General features: G+C 72.6%; 18 protein-coding genes. 6 read left to right on the top strand and 12 right to left on the bottom strand.

The window, feature by feature from the left end; all coding sequences use genetic code 11:
* Window positions 1-14 precede the first annotated feature (14 nt).
* Window positions 15-1,052: a LacI family DNA-binding transcriptional regulator gene (locus tag EV383_RS14930; RefSeq protein WP_130290479.1), complete on the bottom strand. Its 1,038-nt coding sequence runs from the start codon at window positions 1,050-1,052 to the stop codon at window positions 15-17.
* A gap of 243 nt (window positions 1,053-1,295) precedes the next feature.
* Here EV383_RS14930 and EV383_RS14925 point away from each other — a divergent pair, with 243 nt between their 5' ends.
* The 5 genes from EV383_RS14925 to EV383_RS14905 all read left to right on the top strand — a co-directional run bounded on the left by EV383_RS14925 (window position 1,296) and on the right by EV383_RS14905 (window position 7,443).
* Window positions 1,296-2,948: a glycoside hydrolase family 13 protein gene (locus tag EV383_RS14925; RefSeq protein WP_130290478.1), complete on the top strand. Its 1,653-nt coding sequence runs from the start codon at window positions 1,296-1,298 to the stop codon at window positions 2,946-2,948.
* An 82-nt stretch (window positions 2,949-3,030) separates the two neighbouring features.
* Entirely contained in the window at window positions 3,031-4,329 is a 1,299-nt protein-coding gene (locus EV383_RS14920) for an extracellular solute-binding protein (protein WP_130290477.1), read from the top strand.
* Complete coding sequence (locus EV383_RS14915; RefSeq protein WP_130290476.1) at window positions 4,326-5,291, top strand: carbohydrate ABC transporter permease; 966 nt, start codon at window positions 4,326-4,328, stop codon at window positions 5,289-5,291. The genes EV383_RS14920 and EV383_RS14915 overlap by 4 nt, the downstream gene beginning before the upstream one ends.
* Window positions 5,291-6,124: a carbohydrate ABC transporter permease gene (locus EV383_RS14910; protein ID WP_130290475.1), complete on the top strand. Its 834-nt coding sequence runs from the start codon at window positions 5,291-5,293 to the stop codon at window positions 6,122-6,124. Before EV383_RS14915 ends, EV383_RS14910 begins: the two co-directional genes overlap by 1 nt.
* Window positions 6,125-6,159: 35 nt before the next feature.
* Complete coding sequence (locus EV383_RS14905; protein ID WP_130290474.1) at window positions 6,160-7,443, top strand: ABC transporter ATP-binding protein; 1,284 nt, start codon at window positions 6,160-6,162, stop codon at window positions 7,441-7,443.
* Window positions 7,444-7,521: 78 nt separating this feature from the next.
* On the opposite strand, the gene EV383_RS14900 is transcribed toward EV383_RS14905, so the two are convergent.
* The 3 genes from EV383_RS14900 to EV383_RS14890 form a co-directional block, all read right to left on the bottom strand.
* Window positions 7,522-8,973, bottom strand: coding sequence for an SDR family oxidoreductase (locus EV383_RS14900; RefSeq protein WP_130290473.1), 1,452 nt, complete (start codon window positions 8,971-8,973; stop codon window positions 7,522-7,524).
* Between the two features lie 90 nt (window positions 8,974-9,063).
* Window positions 9,064-9,372, bottom strand: a complete 309-nt coding sequence (locus EV383_RS14895) for an AzlD domain-containing protein (protein ID WP_130290472.1) — start codon at window positions 9,370-9,372, stop codon at window positions 9,064-9,066.
* Window positions 9,369-10,154 carry an AzlC family ABC transporter permease gene (locus EV383_RS14890; protein ID WP_130290471.1) on the bottom strand — a complete coding sequence of 262 codons (786 nt, stop codon included), beginning with the start codon at window positions 10,152-10,154 and terminating at the stop codon, window positions 9,369-9,371. The genes EV383_RS14895 and EV383_RS14890 overlap by 4 nt, the downstream gene beginning before the upstream one ends.
* A 54-nt stretch (window positions 10,155-10,208) precedes the next feature.
* Between EV383_RS14890 and EV383_RS14885 the strand changes: the two genes are divergently transcribed.
* Window positions 10,209-10,766 carry a helix-turn-helix domain-containing protein gene (locus tag EV383_RS14885; RefSeq protein WP_130290470.1) on the top strand — a complete coding sequence of 186 codons (558 nt, stop codon included), beginning with the start codon at window positions 10,209-10,211 and terminating at the stop codon, window positions 10,764-10,766.
* 4 nt (window positions 10,767-10,770) lie between these two features.
* Here the strand turns inward: EV383_RS14885 and EV383_RS14880 are convergent, their stop codons facing one another.
* The 8 genes from EV383_RS14880 to thrS form a co-directional block, all read right to left on the bottom strand.
* Window positions 10,771-12,282 (bottom strand): family 16 glycosylhydrolase, encoded by a 1,512-nt coding sequence (locus EV383_RS14880; RefSeq protein WP_130290469.1) that lies wholly within the window; start codon window positions 12,280-12,282, stop codon window positions 10,771-10,773.
* A 282-nt stretch (window positions 12,283-12,564) separates the two neighbouring features.
* Window positions 12,565-13,497 carry a pyridoxal 5'-phosphate synthase lyase subunit PdxS gene (pdxS, locus tag EV383_RS14875; protein WP_130290468.1) on the bottom strand — a complete coding sequence of 311 codons (933 nt, stop codon included), beginning with the start codon at window positions 13,495-13,497 and terminating at the stop codon, window positions 12,565-12,567.
* A gap of 12 nt (window positions 13,498-13,509) precedes the next feature.
* Complete coding sequence (locus EV383_RS14870) at window positions 13,510-14,100, bottom strand: NUDIX hydrolase (protein WP_130290467.1); 591 nt, start codon at window positions 14,098-14,100, stop codon at window positions 13,510-13,512.
* A gap of 13 nt (window positions 14,101-14,113) precedes the next feature.
* Window positions 14,114-15,247 (bottom strand): glycosyltransferase family 4 protein, encoded by a 1,134-nt coding sequence (locus EV383_RS14865; RefSeq protein WP_130294451.1) that lies wholly within the window; start codon window positions 15,245-15,247, stop codon window positions 14,114-14,116.
* A gap of 50 nt (window positions 15,248-15,297) precedes the next feature.
* Entirely contained in the window at window positions 15,298-16,299 is a 1,002-nt protein-coding gene (locus EV383_RS14860) for a phosphatidylinositol mannoside acyltransferase (protein WP_130290466.1), read from the bottom strand.
* Entirely contained in the window at window positions 16,296-16,904 is a 609-nt protein-coding gene (gene pgsA / locus EV383_RS14855; RefSeq protein ID WP_130290465.1) for a phosphatidylinositol phosphate synthase, read from the bottom strand. The genes EV383_RS14860 and pgsA overlap by 4 nt, the downstream gene beginning before the upstream one ends.
* A gap of 68 nt (window positions 16,905-16,972) precedes the next feature.
* The gene (locus EV383_RS14850) at window positions 16,973-17,569 is read right to left on the bottom strand and encodes an HIT family protein (RefSeq protein ID WP_130290464.1); all 597 of its coding nucleotides are present in this window, start codon (window positions 17,567-17,569) and stop codon (window positions 16,973-16,975) included.
* Window positions 17,570-17,580: 11 nt separating this feature from the next.
* Entirely contained in the window at window positions 17,581-19,650 is a 2,070-nt protein-coding gene (gene thrS / locus EV383_RS14845) for a threonine--tRNA ligase (RefSeq protein WP_130290463.1), read from the bottom strand.
* Window positions 19,651-19,769: the final 119 nt, after the last annotated feature.

The raw sequence follows: 19,769 nt of genomic DNA, 5'->3' as shown, positions 1-19,769 counted from the left end.
CACGTCGGCGGGGATCACGCGTCCACCCTGCGCCCACCGCGGCGGACCCGGCGCGGCGGCGCCGTGCTGCCCCGGATCACCAGGCGGGTCCCGACGAGGACGGCACGCTCGAACTCCTCGCCGCGCAGGCCCGCCACGACCATCCGGCCCGCGATCTCGCCCTGCTCGCGGACCGGCTGGCCGACCGTGGACAGGTCGGTCAGCGCGGCGAGCGGGTGGTCGTCGATGCCGATCACCGAGACGTCCTCGGGCACCCGCAGCCCGGCCCGTCGCACCGTGCGCACGGCGCCGAGGGCCACCTCGTCGGAGTGCGCGAACACCGCGGTCGGCGGCGACGTCGCACCGAGCAGCGCGCTCATCGCCTCCGCCCCCTGCTCCACGCCCCAGTCCACGGTGGTCACCAGCCGGTCGTCGACGCCGATGCCGGCGTCGGCCAGCGCCGCGTAGTACGCCGAGGACCGCCCGGCCGGATGCCCGGCGTCCTCGCCGGGGTCGTTCGCGGCGATCATGGCGATCCGCCGGTGTCCGAGATGGATCAGGTGGTCGACGGCCTGGCGCCCGGCGGCGTGGTCGTCGATCCGCACCGAGGGGTAGGACGCGATCTGCCCGCCGGCGGCCACGATGTCCACCCCGATCCGTTCCAGGCGGCGGCGCTCGTCGTCGCCGACGGAGAACCCGACCACCACCACCGCGTCGACCTTGCGACGGGCCGGGAGCTTGTCGAAGAACGCGTGCCGCTCGGCGGCGTCGCCCACCCGGTAGAGCAGGACGTCCAGGTCGGACTCCCGCAGCACCGACTCCAGTCCCTCCAGGACGGACCCGAAGAACCATCGCGACAGGTGCGGCACGACGACGGCGACCCGGCCGGTGCTGCCCCCGGCCAGACGCGACGCCTCGGGCGAGACGACGTACTCCAGATCGGTCGCGACCTGCCAGACCCGGGCACGTGTCGCCGGGGCGACGTGCGGGTGGTCGCTCAGCGCACGGGACGCGGTCGCGGGCGAGACCCCGGCGATCCGCGCGACATCGGCCAGGTTGACCGCGGTGGACACGGCAGGGAGCGTACCGCGAAATGTTGGAAGCGTTTGCAGATCTTTCCGGGTCGGTTTGGCTGGGTCCGGCTGGATCTGGGCGACGAACGAGCAGATAACGAACGATGGTGTGACCCTTGACACCCGTCCCCCGTCGGGGCGAGAGTGCACCGCTGAAAGCGCTTCCAACGCAAAGGTGCTGCGGGCGGCCCCGGTCCGCCCGTCACGGACCGGACTCGCGACGGTGACGGGAGGGGGACATCCGTGACGGAGCGCGCGCTCGACGACCCCGCACCCTGGTGGCGCACCGCCGTCGTCTACGAGGTCTACCCCCGCAGCTTCGCCGACGGCGACGGCGACGGGATCGGCGACATCGCCGGCCTCCGCGCCCGCTTGCCGCACCTGGTCGACCTCGGCGTCGACGCGATCTGGATCGCCCCCTGGTACCCCTCCCCGATGGCCGACGGCGGCTACGACATCAGCGACCACTGCGCGATCGACCCGGTGTTCGGCACCCTCGACGACGCCGACGCCCTGATCGCCGACGCGCACGCCGCCGGGATCCGGGTGATCGTCGACCTGGTCGCGAACCACACCTCCGAGGAGCACCCCTGGTTCACCGCGGCACTGGCCGGGGAACCGGGTGCCCGCGCCCGCTACCACTTCGCCGACGGCCGCGGCCCCGGCGGCGACGAGCCCCCCAACGACTGGATCAGCGCGTTCGGCGGGCCGGCCTGGACCCGGGTCGTCGAGGCCGACGGCCGTCCCGGCCCGTGGTACCTGCACCAGTTCGCCCCCGAGCAGCCCGACCTGAACTGGGACGACCCGGTGGTGCACGAGGGCTTCGACGCGATCATCACGTTCTGGCTCGACCGCGGTGTCGACGGCCTGCGCCTCGACGCCGTCCCCGCGATGGCCAAGCGGCCCGGACTGCCCGACGCCGGGCACGGGCCGGACGCGATCTTCGACCCGGCGGGCTGGACGGACAGCCCGCACTGGGACGTCGACGAGGTGCACGAGATCCTCCGGCGCTGGCGCAAGATCGCCGACTCCTACGACGGCGACCGGATGCTCGTCGTCGAGGCGGTGGTGCACGGGCCGGAGCGGCTGGCCCGCTACCTGCGCCCGGACGAGGCGCACACCGCGTTCACCTTCGACTACCTGCGCTCCCCCTGGGACGCGGGCTCGCTGCGCACGGCGATCGAGGACACCCTGGCCGCGCTCGCACCGGTCGGGGCCGCGCCGACGTGGGTGCTCTCCAGCCACGACGAGACCCGCCATCCGACCCGCTTCGGCCGCGACGACACCGGCGCCGCCCCGATGGCCGCGGACGTGTCCGGACGCCCAGTCGACCTCGGCCTCGGCGCGCGGCGGGCCCGCGCCGCGGTGCTCCTGACGCTCGCGCTGCCCGGCGGCGCCTACCTCTACCAGGGCGAGGAGCTCGGCCTGCCCGAGGTCGACGACCTGCCCGACGACGTCCTCACCGACCCGGCGTGGGAGCGCTCCGGACACACCGTGCGCGGCCGGGACGGGTGCCGGGTGCCGCTGCCGTGGGAGGGCGCGCACCCGCCGTTCGGCTTCTCCCCCGACGGCGTCGCCCCCTGGCTCCCCCAGCCCGCCGGCTGGTCGGCACTGACCGCCGCCGCGCAGCGGGAGACGCCGGGGTCGATGCTGCGGCTCTACCGCGCGGCCCTGCATCTGCGCCGTTCGCTCGACGACCTGCACACGTCGTCGCTGACCTGGTGTCCCGCCACGGACGGCGTGCTCGTGTTCGACCGCGGCGCGGAACTGCGCTGCGTGGTGAACCTGTCCGGCGCCCCCGTCGACGTGTCCGCCGACGGGACCCCGCTCCTGTCCAGCGAGTCCCTCGTGGACGGACGACTCCCTGGCGAGGCGACCGTCTGGCTGCGACGATGAGCCGCCCCCGAGCCCCGGCGGTACCCCCTCCACCACCGACGTCAGAGACACCCAGCCCGCAAGAGTTCGGAGTTGAACGCCCATGCGTCGCCCCAGATGGAGAAGCCGCGCCCTCGCGGCCGGCGTGGTCGCGGCCGCGCTGGTCGGGCTCGCCGGGTGCGGGGCCGGCCCGGCCGGTCCACCGACCCTGAACTGGTACATCAACCCCGACGACGGCGGGCAGGCGGAGATCGCCGCACGCTGCACGACGGCGGCCGCCGGCAAGTACCGGATCGCGGTCTCGCAGCTGCCGCGCCAGTCCGCCGAGCAGCGCCAGCAGCTCGTACGCCGGCTCGCGGCGAACGACACCTCGATCGACATCATGAGCCTGGACCCGCCCTACATCCCGGAGTTCGCCGAGGCCGGGTTCCTGGCGCCGGTACCCGACGACGTCGCGCAGCGGACCACCACCGGCGTCGTGAACTCGGCGATCGAGGGCGCGAGCTGGCGCGGCAGGCTGGTGACGGTCCCGATGTGGGCCAACACCCAGCTGCTCTGGTATCGCAAGTCGATGGTCGCCGGAACCGGGCTGGACATGTCCAAGCCGGTCACCTGGGACCAGGTCATCGCGGCGGCGCAGTCGAAGAACAAGCAGGTCGCGGCGCAGGGCATCCGCGCCGAGTCGCTGACGGTGTGGCTCAACGCGCTCGTCGAGTCCGGTGGCGGGCAGATCGTCACCAACCCCTCGCCGGACGACCCGAAGGGCGTCCAGCTCGGGCTCGACTCGCCCGCCGCGACGAAGGCCGCCGAGATCATGAAGGCGACTGCCCCGGTCGCCGGTCCGGGCTTCTCCACCGCCAGTGAGGACGAGAACTCCGAGGCGTTCCAGGGCGGCGACGCGATGTTCTCGCCGATCTGGCCGTTCATCTGGGGCAAGGTCAAGAGCGCGGTCGAGGACGGCTCGGTGCCGGCGAGCGTGCCCGCCGACTACGGCTGGGCCCTCTACCCGCGGACGGACGCGTCGCAGCCGAGCAAGCCGCCCTACGGGGGGATCAACCTCGGCGTCGGCGCGTTCAGCGCCAACCCGGAGCTGGCCTACGAGGCCACAGAGTGCATCACCTCGACCGAGAACCAGGCGTACTACTTCGTCTCGAACGGCAACCCGGCGGCGAAGGAGGCGGTGTACAAGGACCCGGAGGTGCTCGAGGAGTTCCCGATGGCACCGGTGATCGAGCAGTCGCTGCAGCAGGCCGCGCCGCGACCGCAGACCGCCTACTACAGCGAGGTCTCGGAGAGCATCCAGCGGATCTACCACCCGACGGGTGGCATCGACCCGGCCACCGTCGGTCCGGCCGCGGCCGCGCTGATCAAGGCCGTCCTGGCGAAGGAGAAGCTCCTGTGAGTACGACGACGGTGCGCACCGAGGAGACGGCCGCTCCGGCTCCCGGGCCGAAGAAGGGCAGGATGTCGGACCGGTCGAAGGCCGAGCAGAAGCTCGGCTGGATGCTGGCCGGCCCGGCGTTCGTGGTCATGCTGCTGGTCACCGCCTACCCCATCCTCCAGGCGGTCTACTACTCGTTGTTCGACTACCGCCTCACCGACCCGGCGAAGCGGTCGTTCGTCGGGTTGAACAACTATCTGGTGATCCTCACCGACGAGATCTGGTGGACCTCGTTCGGCGTCACGGCGTTCATCACGATCGTCACCGTCGCCGTCGAGCTGGTGCTCGGGTTCGCGCTGGCGCTGGTGATGGTCAAGGCGCTCAAGGCGATCCGCCCGATCCTGCGCGCCGCGATCCTGATCCCCTACGCGGTGATCACGGTCGTCTCGGCGTTCGCCTGGCAGTACGCGTTCTCGCTCGACTCGGGGTTCGTGAACTCCTGGTTCGACTGGATCCCGGGCGTCACCGCCGAGACGGACTGGTTCGGCGGCACGTTCTCCTCGCTGTTCGTGATCTGCCTGGCCGAGATCTGGAAGACCACGCCGTTCATCTCGCTGCTGCTGCTCGCGGGCCTCGCGCAGGTGCCGGAGGTGCTGCAGGAGGCCGCGAAGGTCGACGGCGCCAGCTGGTGGCAGCGGATGAGCAAGGTGACCATCCCGAACATGAAGGCCGCGATCATGGTCGCGCTGCTGTTCCGCACCCTGGACGCGTTCCGGGTGTTCGACAGCGTGTTCGTGATGACGGCCGGGGCGAACAGCACCGAGACGCTGTCGTTCCTGGCCTACCGCCAGACCATCTCCCGGGTGGAGATCGGTCTCGGGTCCGCGGTGTCGGTGATGCTGTTCATCTCCGTCGTGCTGATCTGCGTGCTGTTCATCAAGGGATTCAAGGTGGACCTGTCCGCCCAACGAGGGGAGAAGTGATGTCCACCCGCGAGAAGGTCCTCTGGTACGTCGCCGGGCTGGCCATCGTCATCTACGCCCTGTTCCCGGTCGGCTGGATCGTGTCGCTGTCGCTGAAGTCGTCCTCCGACATCGCGAACGGGCAGTTCCTGCCCACCGACGTGTCCTGGGAGAACTACTCCCAGATCCTCGTCGGCGACGCGGCCGGCCTGTTCCTGCCCGCGCTGCGGAACTCGTTCGGGATCGTGCTGATCGCGACGTTCATCTCGTGCATCCTGGCCATGTTCTGCGCCTACGCGATCGCGCGGCTGGACTTCCGGGGCAAGAAGCTGATCCTGTCCTCCGCCCTGGCCGTGGCGATCTTCCCGGTGATCTCGATCGTGACGCCGCTGTTCAACCTGTGGCGCCAGATCGGGCTCTACGACACCTGGCCCGGCCTGATCATCCCGTACCTGTCGCTGACCCTGCCGATCTCGATCTGGACGCTCTCGGCGTTCTTCCGCGAGATCCCGTGGGAGATGGAGCAGGCCGCGCAGGTCGACGGCGCGACCACCTGGCAGGCGTTCCGCAAGGTGATCGTCCCGCTGGCCGCACCGGGGGTGTTCACCACGGCGATCATCGCGTTCTTCATCGCTTGGAACGACTTCGCCTACGGCATCTCGCTGACCTCCACCGGGGCCGCCCGACCCGTCCCGGCCGCTCTGGGCCTGTTCTCCGGAGCGTCGCAGTTCGAGTCGCCGAACGGGCCGATCGCCGCCGCCGCGGTGATCGTCACCATCCCGGTCGTCGTGCTCGTGCTGCTGTTCCAGCGTCGCATCGTGGCCGGTCTGACCAACGGCGCCGTCAAGGGCTGACGCAGCCCCACCACTTCGAAGGAGGACGACCAGTCATGGCGTCGATCGACATGAAGAACATCGTCAAGAAGTACGGGGACGGGTTCCCCGCCGTGAACGACGTGAGCATGGACATCGCCGACGGCGAGTTCATGATCCTCGTCGGACCGTCCGGCTGCGGGAAGTCCACGCTGCTGCGCATGATCGTCGGCCTGGAGGACATCACCTCCGGCGACATGGTCATCGGCGGCAAGAAGGTCAACGACAAGGCTCCGCGCGACCGGAACCTGTCGATGGTCTTCCAGAACTACGCCCTCTACCCGCACCTGTCGGTGTTCGAGAACATCGCGTTCCCGCTGCGCCTGCAGAAAGCCCCCGAGGACGAGGTCAAGCGCAAGGTCAACGAGGCCGCGGACGTCCTGGAGCTGCACGAGCACCTGCAGCGCAAGCCGGCGAACCTCTCCGGTGGTCAGCGCCAGCGGGTCGCGATGGGACGCGCGATCGTGCGCGCCGCGGACGCGTTCCTGTTCGACGAGCCGCTGTCGAACCTCGACGCGAAGCTGCGCGGACAGATGCGCACCGAGATCGCGCGGCTGCAGCGCCGGCTGGGGATCACCACGGTCTACGTCACCCACGACCAGACCGAGGCGATGACCCTGGGCGACCGGGTCTGTGTGCTGCGCAAGGGCGTCATCCAGCAGGTCGCGTCGCCGCGCGAGCTCTACGAACAGCCCGTCAACCTGTTCGTGGCCGGGTTCATCGGCTCGCCGCCGATGAACTTCCTGCCTGCGACGCTCAAGGGGAACACCCTCGACACCCCGTTCGGCCCGATCGAGCTCGACGACAGGCGGGCCAAGGCCGTCGGGGATCGGGACCTGGTGCTGGTGGGCATCCGCCCGGAGTACTTCGAGGACGCCTCACTGGTGGAGGAGACCAAGAAGCACGTGGGGTCGACGTTCACCGCGCGCGTCGACGTCACCGAATGGCTGGGCGACTCGCAGTACGCCTACATCCCCTACGAGGCCCCGGCCGACGTTACCGCGCAGCTCAAGGAGCTCTCCCGGGAGCTCGACTCGGACCAGCTGCGGACGCAGGCGATCGTGTCGATCGACTCGACCAGCCGGATCCGGGAGGGACGCGAGTCGAAGTTCTGGCTGGACAGCCGCAAGATCCACGTGTTCGACCCGGCGACCGGCGACAACCTGACCCGCGACGCCGAGGCCGGGGCCGAGCTGACCCGCCTCGCCTCGGAGGACCGGGCCGAGCAGGTCGAGCACGCCCGCAACAGCGGCCTGACCGTCACCGGCAAGCACGCCGCGAGCGACGACAAGGCGAGTTGACGCCCGTCCGGCACGCCACGAGGGGACCCTCCGGGACGCATACGGTCCCGGAGGGTCCCTTCGTCGTCGGGGACCGGGTCAGAGGGCTTTCAGAGCCCGGCGGTGGTTGCTCGCGGCGACACCGGCGATCGTGCGGGCCATCACCGCGAACACGAACTGGTGCCCGGGGTACACGGCGTACCAGTAGGCGCGCCCGGCCATCCCCTTCGGACGGAACGTGACGCGCTGGACGTAGCGGCTCGTCCGCCGCCCGGTGCACTCCACGCGCAGCTCGAGACGCGCGGTCCCGGGCAGCGCGGCCTCGGCGCGCAGCCGCAGGCGCCGGCCCTCCTCGACGTCCTCCACCCGCCAGAAGTCCAGGGCCGCGCCCTCGGTCAGCCGCGACGGCTTCGTGCGCCGGTTGCCCGGCCCGCCCAGCAGGCCGTCGACCCAACCGCGGACCGTCCAGACGCCGGGCACGGTGTACCAACCGGTGTCGCCACCCAGCCCGGCGATCACGGACCAGACCGCCGCGGCCGGGGCGCCGACCTCGTGGACGTGCTCGGAGACCAGCTCGAGAGGACCGGAACCCGGTGCGTCCGACGGCCCCGGTCCGGCCGACCCGGCCTCGTCGAGGGCGCGGCGCACGGCCGTCCGGTACGGCGTCGGTCCGCCGGGCGGGTGCCCGACCAGGGCGGAGAGCTCCTTCAGGTCCTGCTCGTCGCAGACCAGCTCGTGCTTCATCGACTCCACGAGCGGCTCGGCCAGGCCGCGCTGCACCGGCGTCAGCGCCGCGACGGCGCGGGCGGTCAGCTTCGGCGCGGACAGCGGCACCGGGATCGGCAGCGGGCGGCGCAGGCCGGCCTCGGCCGCGTAGCCGGACATCAGCCGCTGGTAGGTGAGCACCTCCGGCCCGCCGATGTCGAAGCCGCGGTTCACCTCCGCCGGCAGGTCGAGGCACCCGACGATGATGTGCAGGACGTCGTCGACGGCGATCGGCTGGATCCGGTTCCACATCCGGTCAGGCAGCGGCAGCACGAACGGGCCGCCCATCGCCGTCTCGGTCAGGTGGCGGATCATCTCGAAGCTCGCCGAGCCGGTCCCGACGACGATCCCGGCCTTGAGCACCACGGTCGGCACGGGCCCGGCGAGCAGGATGTCACCGACCTCCCGGCGCGAGCTCAGGTGCCCGGAGACCGTGTTCGTGTCCGCGGCCGGCTGCAGCCCGCCGAGGTAGACGATCCGCTGTACGCCCGCGGCGGCGGCGCCGTCGGCCAGTGCCTCGGCGGCCACCCGGTCACGGTCGGCGTAGCCGGGGCCGTCCATCGCGTGCACCAGGTGCACGACGGCGTCCATCCCGTCGCAGGCCGACGCGACGTCGTCGCGGTCGGTCGCGTCGCCCTGCTCGACCTCGACGGCGCGGGCCCACTCCTGGCCGTCCAGGCGGGCGGGGTCACGGGCCAGCACCCGGACCGAGTGACCGGCGTCGAGCAGCCGGGGCACCAGCCGGGATCCGATGTAGCCGGTCGCGCCGACGACGAGGCAATGCATGGCGACGATCCTCGCGTGCCCGGTCCGTCACCGCGCGATGGCGGGTGCGGTTCGTGACCCGGGTCGCCCGTCACGTCGCCCGGCGCCGGGTCAGGCGACGCCGAGGAGGCGCAGGCCCGCCGTCGTCCCGGCGGCGAGGACGACCACGAGCACGAACGGGACCCTGCGCCACACCGCGACCGCCGCGACGGCGACCCCGGCCGGGCGGGCCCATCCGGCGAACTCCGCGCCCTCGAACCAGGTCCCGGTCGCGGCCAGGGCCACCAGCAGCGCCACCGCGCCGAGCTCGACGAACCGGACGGTGCGGGCGGAGAGCTCGAGCCGGTCGTGCAGCAGCAACGGGAGCAGACGCATCAGGTAGGTGCCGGCGGCCAGCACGATCAGCGCGGTCCAGGTCATGACCGGCCGCCGATCGTGCGGAACGCACGGGCGTGCACCCGCTCCCAGCAGGCGAACGCCCGGGAGGCCGCCGCCCCGGCCCGCTCACCGCCGCGACCGGCCAGGCCGAGCCCGAGCAGTCCGGCCAGGACCGGGACGCCGGCCGGGACGAACGGCGACGCCGTCAGGGCGACGACCGCGGCGGCACCGCCGACGCGGCGGGCGTCGGCCCGGCGCAGCATCGGGAACAACATCGCCAGCAGGGCGGCCGGGAACGCGGCGTCCAGCCCGAACACCGACGGGTCGGGGATGGCCGTGCCGAGCAGCAGACCCAGGGCGGTCCCGCCCTGCCAGCAGGTGAACTTGATCGTCCCGAGGACCCAGAACGCGCGACGGGCGCGGGCCGGGTCGTCGGAGCGGGCCAGGACGAACGCCGTCGACTCGTCGGTGACGACGTGCGCGCCGGGGAACCTCGACGGGCCGCGACCGATCGTCCCGGCCAGAGCCAGCCCGAACGGGAGGTGCCGCAGGTTGAGGACCAGGCCTGCGACGACGGCCGCGACCAGACCGCCCCCGGCCGCCAGCGCGCCGGTGACGAGGAGCTGCGCTCCCCCGGCGAAGACGAGGACGGACATCGCCATCGTCATCAGCGGGCTCAGCTCCGCCGCCGGGGCCAGGGCTCCGAACGACACCCCGACCACGCCCACGGCCACCGACAGCGCCACCGCGTCGCGGACGTCGGCTCTGCGCCACGACGCCGGCGACCGGCCGTCCGATCGCCTCGTTCGATCTGCCGAACTCATGACCGGTACGATGAACGCAGCGACGAACGTTCGTCAAGCCGAACGAGGAGACCGATGGACCGAACGCCTCCGCTGCAGACGATCGCGGCCGCCATCCGGCGCGAGCGCACCCGGATGGGGATCTCGTCCGCCGAGCTGGCCCGCCGGGCCGGGATCGCGAAGTCGACGCTGTCCCAGCTCGAGGCCGGGACCGGGAACCCGAGCGTCGAGACGCTGTGGTCGATCGCGGTGGTGGCCGGCGTCCCGTTCAGCTCGCTCGTCGACCCGCCGGTGAGCGGGGTCCGGGTGATCCGGGCCGGTCAGGGGCCGGCGATCGGGTCGGAGACGTCCCCGTTCACCGGGACGCTGATCTCGGCCTGCCCGCCCGGGGCCCGCCGGGACCTGCACGTGATCACCAGCGAGCACGGCGACCCCCGCGTCGCGGAGTCGCACAGCCCGGGGACGACCGAGCACATGGTCGTCTCGGAGGGGAGATGGACGGCGGGGCCGGTCGGCGAGGAGGTCGATCTCGACCCCGGTGACTACGTCACCTTCCCCGCCGACCGGCCCCACTCCTATCGAGCCCTGACCGGCACCGCGACCGCGGTCCTGATCATGGAGTACCAGTCCTGATCAGTCAGACACCGCTCGGCCCGCGCTGCCCGGCCCCGGTGAGAGCCGGGTCGGGCGCGCCCTCGGTACGGCGGGGCTGATCCGGCCGGCCCTCGCTCTTGTCGTCCGAGCCCTGGTCGTCCGAGCCCTTGTCGTCGGAACCGCTCTTGTCGTCGCCCTGCTCGCTCTCCGGGATCGAGTACTGCTTGACCCAGTCGACCTGCATCTCCGACGGCTTCACGTCGCCCTCGCCCTTGGGGAACCAGTCCAGCTGGATGCACAGGTGCATCGGGCCGGGCGGCAGGATCGAGGTGTCCTTCGTGGTCCACCACTCCTTGCCGTTGAGGAACGCGGTGATGTGGTCCGGCGTCCACTCGACGGCCCAGTTCTGCCACTGTGTCGCGTCGACCTTCACCTCGCCCTGCACCTGGCTGTTGTCCTCGCCGTAGTGCAGGAACATCTCGGTCTTCTGCCGGGTGCTGTCGCTCATCTCCATGAAGTCGACCTCGCCGCCGACCGGGAAGTTCTCCGCGTCCGGCCAGAGCAGGAGCAGCGCGTTGTACGACGGGTCGGACGCGGGCGCCTTCACCCGGCCCTCCCAGCGGCCGTACTTCTGGCCCGGGTTCCAGGCGAGGCCGGCGGTCGTGCCCTCGGCGTCGCCGTTGATCGTGAGCAGGCCGTCCTTGACCGACGCCGCGTCCGGCGAGCGGCGGCCGTTGCCGGCGTGCCCGGGGCCGTCGTAGGCCGACCAGCCGGACAGGTCCTTGTCGAACTCGTCGACACGGTTCGGCTCGCCCCACTTGTTGATCATGGCGGCGCTCGTCGCGGCGCCCGCCCCGGGCGCTCCGGGTGCCGGCTCCGCGGCACCCGGGGCCGGGGTGGCCGCGGCAGGGGCGGCGCAGTCGGCCGGGTCCGCCGGTGCCGGCTTCCCCGCCGCACCGGTGTCCCCGCTCTTCTTCTCGTCGGCCGGCTTCTCGTCGGCGGGCTTCTCGTCGGCGGGCTTCGGAGCCACCGCCGCGGTGCCCTCGGACGACGAGCCCCCCGAGCCCGAGTCCCCGGACCCGTCACCGCTGTCACTGCTGTCGCCGCCGGAGTCGCCCCCGTCGTCGCCCGGCTTCTGCTCGTCGGACTTCTGCTCGCCGGTGTCGCCGTCGGCGGGCTTCTCGTCGGCGGGCTCGTCGCCGCCGGACGCGTCGTCGGCCGGCTCGTCGCCCTGCTTCTGGTCCTCGGGCTTCTCGCCGCCGGTGTCGTCGCCGGACTTCTGGTCCGCGGACGTGCTGTCGTCGGGCTTCTCGCCGCCGGACGCGTCGTCCCCGGCGGGCTCGTCACCGGACGGCTTCTCGTCCCCGGCGGGCTCCTCCCCTGCCGGCTTCTCGTCACCGCCCGTGGCGGGCTCACCCGATCCGGAGGCACCCGGCGTGCCCGGGCCGGTCGCGGGACAGTCGGCAGGTGCCGCGACCGGCCGCGTCGGAACGTCCGCGATCGCGGACATCGGCGCGGTCAGCATCACCGCGGCGACGACGCTCGCGATCGTCACAGAACGTTTCATTCGGGTCCTCCGCCACTCTCGTCGGTCCCAGGCGTCGCGTCATTCCCAGGTGTCTCGTGCTTCCCGGGGGACGCTATGTGTCACAGGGTCACCGTGTGCACCGGTATCACCACATCGAGTCGTCAAACCAACACTCGGGTGACGACGGACCGTGCACGGGAGGGAGCGGGGAGTCCGCGTCACACGACAGCGCCCCGCCCGGTGACCCGGACGGGGCGTTGTGTTCTGAGCGGGGCCTGCGTACCGGGTAGCGGCACGCGGGCGGGCGGACTACCAGCCGCGAGCGGCGTAGCGCTGGTCCTCCGGGAGGTCCGGGATGTTGATCCCGACCATGGCCTCGCCGAGACCGCGGGAGACCTTGGCGATCATCTCCGGGTCGTCGTGGAACGTCGTGGCCTTGACGATCGCGGACGCGCGCTGCGCCGGGTCGCCGGACTTGAAGATGCCCGAGCCCACGAACACACCCTGCGCGCCGAGCTGCATCATCATCGCGGCGTCGGCCGGGGTGGCGATGCCGCCCGCGGTGAACAGCACGACGGGCAGCTGCCCGGTGCGGGCGATCTCGCTGACCAGGTCGATCGGCGCCCGCAGCTCCTTGGCCGCGATGTAGAGCTCCGCGGTGTCCATGGTGGTGAGCTTGCCGATCTCGGAGCGGATCGAGCGCATGTGGCGCGTCGCCTCGACGACGTTGCCGGTGCCGGCCTCACCCTTGGAGCGGATCATCGCCGCGCCCTCGGAGATCCGGCGCAGCGCCTCGCCGAGGTTCGTCGCACCGCACACGAACGGCACGGTGAACGCCCACTTGTCGATGTGGTGCGCCTCGTCGGCCGGGGTCAGGACCTCGGACTCGTCGATGTAGTCGACGCCGAGGGACTGGATCACCTGGGCCTCGACGAAGTGGCCGATCCGGGCCTTGGCCATCACCGGGATGGACACCGCGTCGACGATCCCGGTGATCATGTCCGGGTCGCTCATGCGGGCCACACCGCCCTGGGCGCGGATGTCGGCCGGGACGCGCTCGAGCGCCATGACGGCGACCGCGCCGGCGTCCTCGGCGATCTTCGCCTGCTCGGCGTTGACGACGTCCATGATGACGCCGCCCTTGAGCATCTCGGCCATCCCGCGCTTGACCCGCGCGGTGCCGTGCTCGGGACCCTGGTTCTGGGAGCCCTGGTTCTCGGGACGGGCGTGATCGGACGACACGGACACCTCTGCTCACCTCACTGAACGACGACCATCCGAGTCTACGTCAGCGGGACCTGCGGCACTCCCGGCCGGTTCCGGGTCCACGATCTCGAAGTACACCGGCACCGGCGCCGTCCCGGCGAGGTGCAGCCAGCGGACCAGACGGCGCGAGCGCAGGCCGAGGGTGTCGCGCACGGCGTCGTTGTGCACGCGCCGGGCCAGGATGACCAGCTGCTGGGCGTCGGCCAGCTCCGCCGAGAGCGCACGGCCGAGCCGGGCGGGGTCGGCGGCAGCGAGTTGCCTGGTCAGGGCGTTCTCGGCGGTCTCGCGGGCCTGCCGGGCACCGGCGGGGTCCCGGCCGTCCGGGGCGGGCGCGCCGGTCGCGGCGGCGGTCCGGGCGGCCGTGCGCAGTGCCGTGGCCCGCTCCGCGTCGAGGACGTCGGCGACCCGCGCGGTGACCTCGACGCGACGGGCGAGCGCCCCGCCGAGCCCGGCGCGGGCGGCGTCGACGCGGCGGTGCAGGCGGTCCAGGCGCCGTACCCGTGTCACGCACCACACGGTGAGCGCCGCCACCACCAGGACGGCGACGAGCACCAGGCCGACGAGGAGGAGGACGTTCATGCCCGGCCGGACCTCACGCCGCGCCGCCGGCGACCGGACGGGGATCGGCGGCGATCGCGGCCCGGTAGACCTGCAGCACCTCCGCGGCGACGACCGGCCAGTCGAACCCGGCGGCCCGGGCCCGGCCCGCGGCGACCAGGCGGGCGCGGGCGGCCGGGTCGTCGAGCAGCGAACCCAGGGTCGTCGCGAGCGCGGCCGAGTCACCGATCGGCACCACCACCCCGGCCGGGTCGTCGCGACCGAGGACGGCGCGGAAGGCTTCCATGTCGCTGGCCACCACCGGCGTCCCGGCCGCCATCGCCTCCAGCAGCACCATCCCGAAGCTCTCGCCGCCGAGGTTGGGCGCGCAGTAGACGTCCATCGCGCGCAGGGCCGCGGCCTTCGTCGTCTCGTCGACGGCGCCGAGCACGTCGATCCTGCTCGCCAGCTCCGGTCCGGCCTGACGGCGCAGTGCGGTCTCGTCGCCGCGTCCGACGACGAGCATGCGCAGGTCGGGCCGGGTCCGCGACAGCGTCCGGACCGCTTCGAGCAGCACCGGGAAGCCCTTGCGGGGCTCGTCGAACCGGCCGAGGAAGCCGACCGTGGGCCCCGGACGGCGGCCGGGCAGGTCCGGGCCGTGGGCGTAGCGGGCGACGTCGACGCCGTTGGGCACCTCGGTCGCGTCGCCGCCGAGGTGCTCGACCTGCACGCGGCGGGCCATCGCCGAGACCGCGATCCGGGCCGTCACCTTCTCCATCAGCGGCCGCAGCATCCCGCCGAAGGCGATCAGGGCGCGGGAACGCTCGGTCGAGGTGTGGAACGTGGCCACGATCGGCCCCTGCGCGGCGAACAGGGCCAGCGACGACACGCTGAACGTCGTCGGTTCGTGCAGGTGCAGCACGTCGAGCTCGCGCTCGGCGAGCCAGCGGCGGACGCGGGCGTAGGTGACCGGGCCGAACGTCACCCGGGCCACGGACCCGTTGTAGGGGACGCCGAGCGCGCGGCCTGCGGAGGTGACGAAGTCCGGGACGGCGGTGGCGTCGACGGCCGGGGCCAGCACCTCGACGTCGTGGCCGAGCTCCTGCAGGGCGACCGCGAGGTCGAGGACGTGGGCCTGCACCCCGCCCGGGACGTCGAGCGAGTACGGGCAGACGATCCCGATCCGCAGCCGCCCGCCCGTCGAGAGGTCGATCGCCGCGGGCCGGGCCCGACCGGGCCTCACCGGGCCCGCTCCACGACGGGAGCCCGCGGCGGGCCGGCGGGCTCGGCGGTGGCGGGGCCGGGGCGCGCCGGGGCGGGCAGGTCGGCGGTCCAGATCGGCTGCAGCATGTGCCAGTCCTCCGGCTTCGCCGCGATCATCGAGGCGAACTCGACGGCCAACGCCTGCACCGCGGCCGGGACCGACGCCCGGTCCGGAACGGCGATCTCGGGCCCGACCCGCGCGCCCCACGCGTCCGGGGTGAACGTCGCGTACGCCGGGTGCAGCGCCGCGCCTGTGAGCAGCGCGAGCCGGGCCGGACCGGCCGGGAGACGGGCGGGCGCGCCGCAGAAGTCGACCGGAACGCCGGTGCCGGACAGGTCGCGGTCGGCGATCAGGCAGACCACTCCCCCGGCCGCGAGCCGACGGGTCAGCGCCCGGTGCGCCGCGCGGCCGTCGTCGGCGGCGACCACCTCGAAGCCGAGCGAGGACCGGTAGTCGACGAACCGGCGGTAGAGCGACTCCGGGCTCAGGCGCTGCACCACCGTCGTGATCGCGGGCTCGAGCCCGAGCCGGGCGAGCTCACGCACCATGTAGAGGCCGGCGACGTCCCAGTTCCCGGCGTGCGGCAGCGCGTAGATCACGCCGCGGCCGGACTCCAGGGTCGTCAGCGACGGCCCGATCCCGCGGACGTGCGGGTGCATCGCGGCGTGCACGGCCGCCGGGTCCATCGACGGCAGCCGGAACGCCTCCTGCCAGTACCGGGCGTAGCTGCGCATCCCGTCCCGGACCAGGACGTCCAGCTCGGCCGGGCCGGCGCCGGGACGGACCCGCGCCAGGTTCGACCGCAACCGGTCGACCCCTCCTCCGCCGCGACGGGCCGCGAGGTCGGCCCCGGCCCGGAACGCGGCCGTGACCAACGGTTCCGGCAGGCGACTCACCAGTGCCCAGGCCGCCGCGTACTCCACGTCCGCGAGACGTTCGGCGAGACGTGCCCGCCACAGCGCCGCGGCCGGGCTCATGTCCGCTCCCGGGCGCTCCGGTGCACGGCCGCGATCCGCTGCGCGAGGGTGACGGCGGTGCCGACGGCCAGGACGATCAGCGCCACCTCGAGGGCGTAGGGCACCCCGACCCCGGCGAGGAACGTGCCGACCAGGCCCAGGATCAGGCGCTCGGCCCGCTCGACCAGGCCGCCCTCGGCCCGGAGGTCCACGCTCTCGGCGCGGGCCTTGACGTAGGAGACCAGCTGCCCGCCGACCAGGCACACCAGCGCGGCGCCGCCGGCCAGCCGGGAGTCCCCGGACTGCAGCGCCCACCAGGCCAGCGCCGCGAACAGGGCGCCGTCGACGATCCGGTCGCACGTGGAGTCCAGCACCGCGCCGAACGGTGTGCCGTACCCGCGGGCGCGGGCCATCGCGCCGTCGACGAGGTCCAGCAGCACGAAGAACGTGATGACGATCGGCCCGACGACGAACGCGCCCCGGGGCAGGAACCCGACCGCCGCGGCGACCGCCCCGACGGTGCCGAGCACCGTCGCCGTGTCCGGGCTCATGCCGCGGTCGACCAGCCACCGGCCCACGGGGTCGGTGACCCGGTTGACGTGTGCGCGGGCGAACAGGTTGAGCATCGGCGGGAGCCGTCTCCTCGTAAGACGTCGGCGGGGCCCCGGGCTCGCGCGCGAGGACGCGGGCCAGACTAGTCGGGTACGGACCCGTCGCCGTGGGGTGGCTCCCACGCCGCCGCCAGCTGGGCCCGGGTCTCGGCGAGCAACTGAGGGATCACCTTGGTCTGGCCGACGACGGCGATGAAGTTCGCGTCCCCGCCCCACCGCGGCACCACGTGCTGGTGCAGGTGCTCGGCCAGCGACCCGCCGGCGACCGTGCCCAGGTTGAGCCCGACGTTGAACGCGTGCGGCGCGGCGACCTTCTTCATCGTCACCACGGCCTGGCGGGTGAAGACCATCAGCTCGGAGGCCTCCGAGTCGGTGAGGTCCTCCAGCTCCGCGACGTGCCGGTAGGGCAGCACCATCAGGTGCCCAGGGTTGTACGGGTGCAGGTTGAGCAGGGCGTATACCTCACGGCCCCGGGCGACGACGAGGTTGTCCTCGTCCGGGTTCTCGGATCCCGGGCCGGCGTCCCCCGCCGCGATCCGGCAGAACGGGCAGCGCGAGTCGGTGGCGTCCTTGATGTAGGCGAGCCGGTGCGGGGTCCACAACCGGGCGAAGCCGTCCGGTGTGCCGACCCCGTCCTGCGGAACCCACTCCGGTTCCGTCGCGCCGGCACCGTCGTCCATGAACGCCGATCCTAGGCTTCCGGCAGGACGTCCGCGGTCGGGGAGACGTTGCTCCGCGAGGCGATCCAGGACGCGATCGTCTCGACGGCCTGATCCACCGGCACCCCGTTGCGCTGGCTGCCGTCGCGGAACCGGAAGCTGACCGCGCCCGCCTCGACGTCGCGGGCGCCCGCGAGCAGCATGAACGGCACCTTCTGCAGGGTGTGGGTGCGGATCTTCTTCTGCATCCGGTCGTCGCCGGAGTCGACCTCGACCCGCACGCCGCGCTTCTTGAGCGCCGCCGCGATCTCCCGGACGGCCGGCTCCTGCTCGTCGGTGACCGGGATGCCGACCACCTGGACCGGCGCCAGCCAGGCCGGGAACGCGCCCGCGTAGTGCTCGGTGAGCACCCCGAAGAACCGCTCGATCGAGCCGAACAGCGCGCGGTGGATCATCACCGGACGCTGCCGGGACCCGTCGGAGGCGGTGTACTCCAGCTCGAAGCGGTCCGGGAGCATCAGGTCGACCTGGATGGTCGACATCTGCCAGTAGCGGCCGATCGCGTCGCGGGCCTGGACGGAGATCTTCGGCGCGTAGAACGCGGCGCCGCCCGGGTCGTCGACGAGGTCGAGCCCGAAGCCCTGCGCGGCCTCGCGCAGCGCGTCGGTCGCCTCGGCCCACGATTCGTCGGAGCCGATCGACTTCTCCGGGTTGCGGGTGGAGAGCTCGAGGTAGAAGTCGTCGAGGCCATAGTCGCGCAGCAGGTCCAGCACGAACTGCAGCAGGCTCCGGATCTCCCCGGCCATCTGCTCGCGGGTGCAGTAGATGTGGGCGTCGTCCTGGGTGAAGCCCCGCGCCCGGGTCAGGCCGTGCACCACGCCGGACTTCTCGTAGCGGTAGACGGTGCCGAACTCGAACAGCCGCAGCGGCAGCTCGCGGTAGGACCGCCCGCGCGAGCGGAAGATCAGGTTGTGCATCGGGCAGTTCATCGGCTTGAGGTAGTAGTCGACGGCCGCCTTCTTCAGCTTGCCCTCGGCGTCCCGCTCCTCGTCGAGCTTCATCGGCGGGTACATGCCCTCGGCGTACCACTCCAGGTGCCCGGACAGCTCGAACAGCGAGCCCTTGGTGGCGTGCGGGGAGAAGACGAACTCGTAGCCGGCCTCGGTGTGCCGCAGCCGGGACAGGTCCTCCAGCTCCTTGCGCACGATGCCGCCCTTGGGGTGGAACACCGCGAGCCCGGAGCCGATCTCGTCCGGGAAGCTGAACAGGTCCAGCTCGGTGCCCAGACGGCGGTGGTCGCGGCGCTCGGCCTCGGCGATCCGCTCCAGGTACGCGTCCTGCGCCTCCTGCGACTCCCACGCGGTGCCGTAGATGCGCTGCAGCTGGGCGTTGGCCTGGTCGCCGCGCCAGTAGGCGGCGGCGCTGCGCAGGACCTTGAACGCCGGGATGAACTTCGTGGTCGGGATGTGCGGGCCGCGGCACAGGTCCGACCAGACGGTCTCGCCGGAGTGGGCGTGCACGTTGTCGTAGATGGTCAGCTCGCCGGAGGAGTCGACCTCCATGACCTCGCCGTCGGTGGCGGCGTCGTCGTCTCCGGTGCCGCCCTTGAGGTCGATCAGCTCCAGCTTGTACGGCTCGTCGGCGAGCTCGGCGCGGGCCTGATCGCGGGACTCGAACCGCCGACGGGAGAACCGCTGACCGCCCTTGACGATCTTCTTCATCGCCGACTCGATCTTGGTGAGGTCCTCCGGGGTGAACGGGGTGTCCACGTCGAAGTCGTAGTAGAAGCCGTCGGTGACGGGCGGGCCGATGCCCAGCTTCGCCTTCGGGAACAGCTGCTGGACTGCCTGGGCGAGCACGTGCGCGGCCGAGTGCCGGATGACGCTGCGGCCCTCCTCGGTGTCCGCGCGCACCGGCACGACCTCGGCGTCGGCGTCGGGGGCCCAGGCCAGGTCGCGCAGGGTGCCCTCGTCGTCCTTGACCACGATGATCGCGTCCGGGCCGCTGGTGGGCAGGCCGCCCTCGCGGATCCGGGCACCGGCCGTCGTCCCGGCCGGCACCCGGATCGGGGCGGACGCGGGCGGGGCGAGCGGTGCGGACACGGGGATTCCTCCGGGAAGACTGGTATCGGACACCCGGGACGCCGCCTCTGCGCGGGGCTCCCGCACCGGCGGGCCGGGCGGGGGCGACTCCGCCGCGTGCGGCGCGATCGGGCCTGATG

Origin of the sequence: Pseudonocardia sediminis (genome assembly GCF_004217185.1) — a bacterium.
In the GTDB taxonomy this organism is placed as follows: Bacteria; Actinomycetota; Actinomycetes; order Mycobacteriales; family Pseudonocardiaceae; genus Pseudonocardia; species Pseudonocardia sediminis.
This window is presented reverse-complemented; position numbering and strand designations above follow the sequence as displayed.

Excerpts from the sequence above, each read along its gene's own strand:
- EV383_RS14920 (WP_130290477.1), top strand. The coding sequence starts at position 3,031 with ATGCGTCGCCCCAGATGGAGAAGCCGCGCCCTCGCGGCCGGCGTGGTC.
- EV383_RS14910 (WP_130290475.1), top strand. The coding sequence starts at position 5,291 with ATGTCCACCCGCGAGAAGGTCCTCTGGTACGTCGCCGGGCTGGCCATC.
- EV383_RS14905 (WP_130290474.1), top strand. The coding sequence starts at position 6,160 with ATGGCGTCGATCGACATGAAGAACATCGTCAAGAAGTACGGGGACGGG.
- EV383_RS14900 (WP_130290473.1), bottom strand. The coding sequence starts at position 8,973 with ATGCATTGCCTCGTCGTCGGCGCGACCGGCTACATCGGATCCCGGCTG.
- EV383_RS14895 (WP_130290472.1), bottom strand. The coding sequence starts at position 9,372 with ATGACCTGGACCGCGCTGATCGTGCTGGCCGCCGGCACCTACCTGATG.
- EV383_RS14890 (WP_130290471.1), bottom strand. The coding sequence starts at position 10,154 with ATGAGTTCGGCAGATCGAACGAGGCGATCGGACGGCCGGTCGCCGGCG.
- EV383_RS14885 (WP_130290470.1), top strand. The coding sequence starts at position 10,209 with ATGGACCGAACGCCTCCGCTGCAGACGATCGCGGCCGCCATCCGGCGC.
- EV383_RS14870 (WP_130290467.1), bottom strand. The coding sequence starts at position 14,100 with ATGAACGTCCTCCTCCTCGTCGGCCTGGTGCTCGTCGCCGTCCTGGTG.
- EV383_RS14860 (WP_130290466.1), bottom strand. The coding sequence starts at position 16,299 with ATGAGCCCGGCCGCGGCGCTGTGGCGGGCACGTCTCGCCGAACGTCTC.
- pgsA (WP_130290465.1), bottom strand. The coding sequence starts at position 16,904 with ATGCTCAACCTGTTCGCCCGCGCACACGTCAACCGGGTCACCGACCCC.
- EV383_RS14850 (WP_130290464.1), bottom strand. The coding sequence starts at position 17,569 with ATGGACGACGGTGCCGGCGCGACGGAACCGGAGTGGGTTCCGCAGGAC.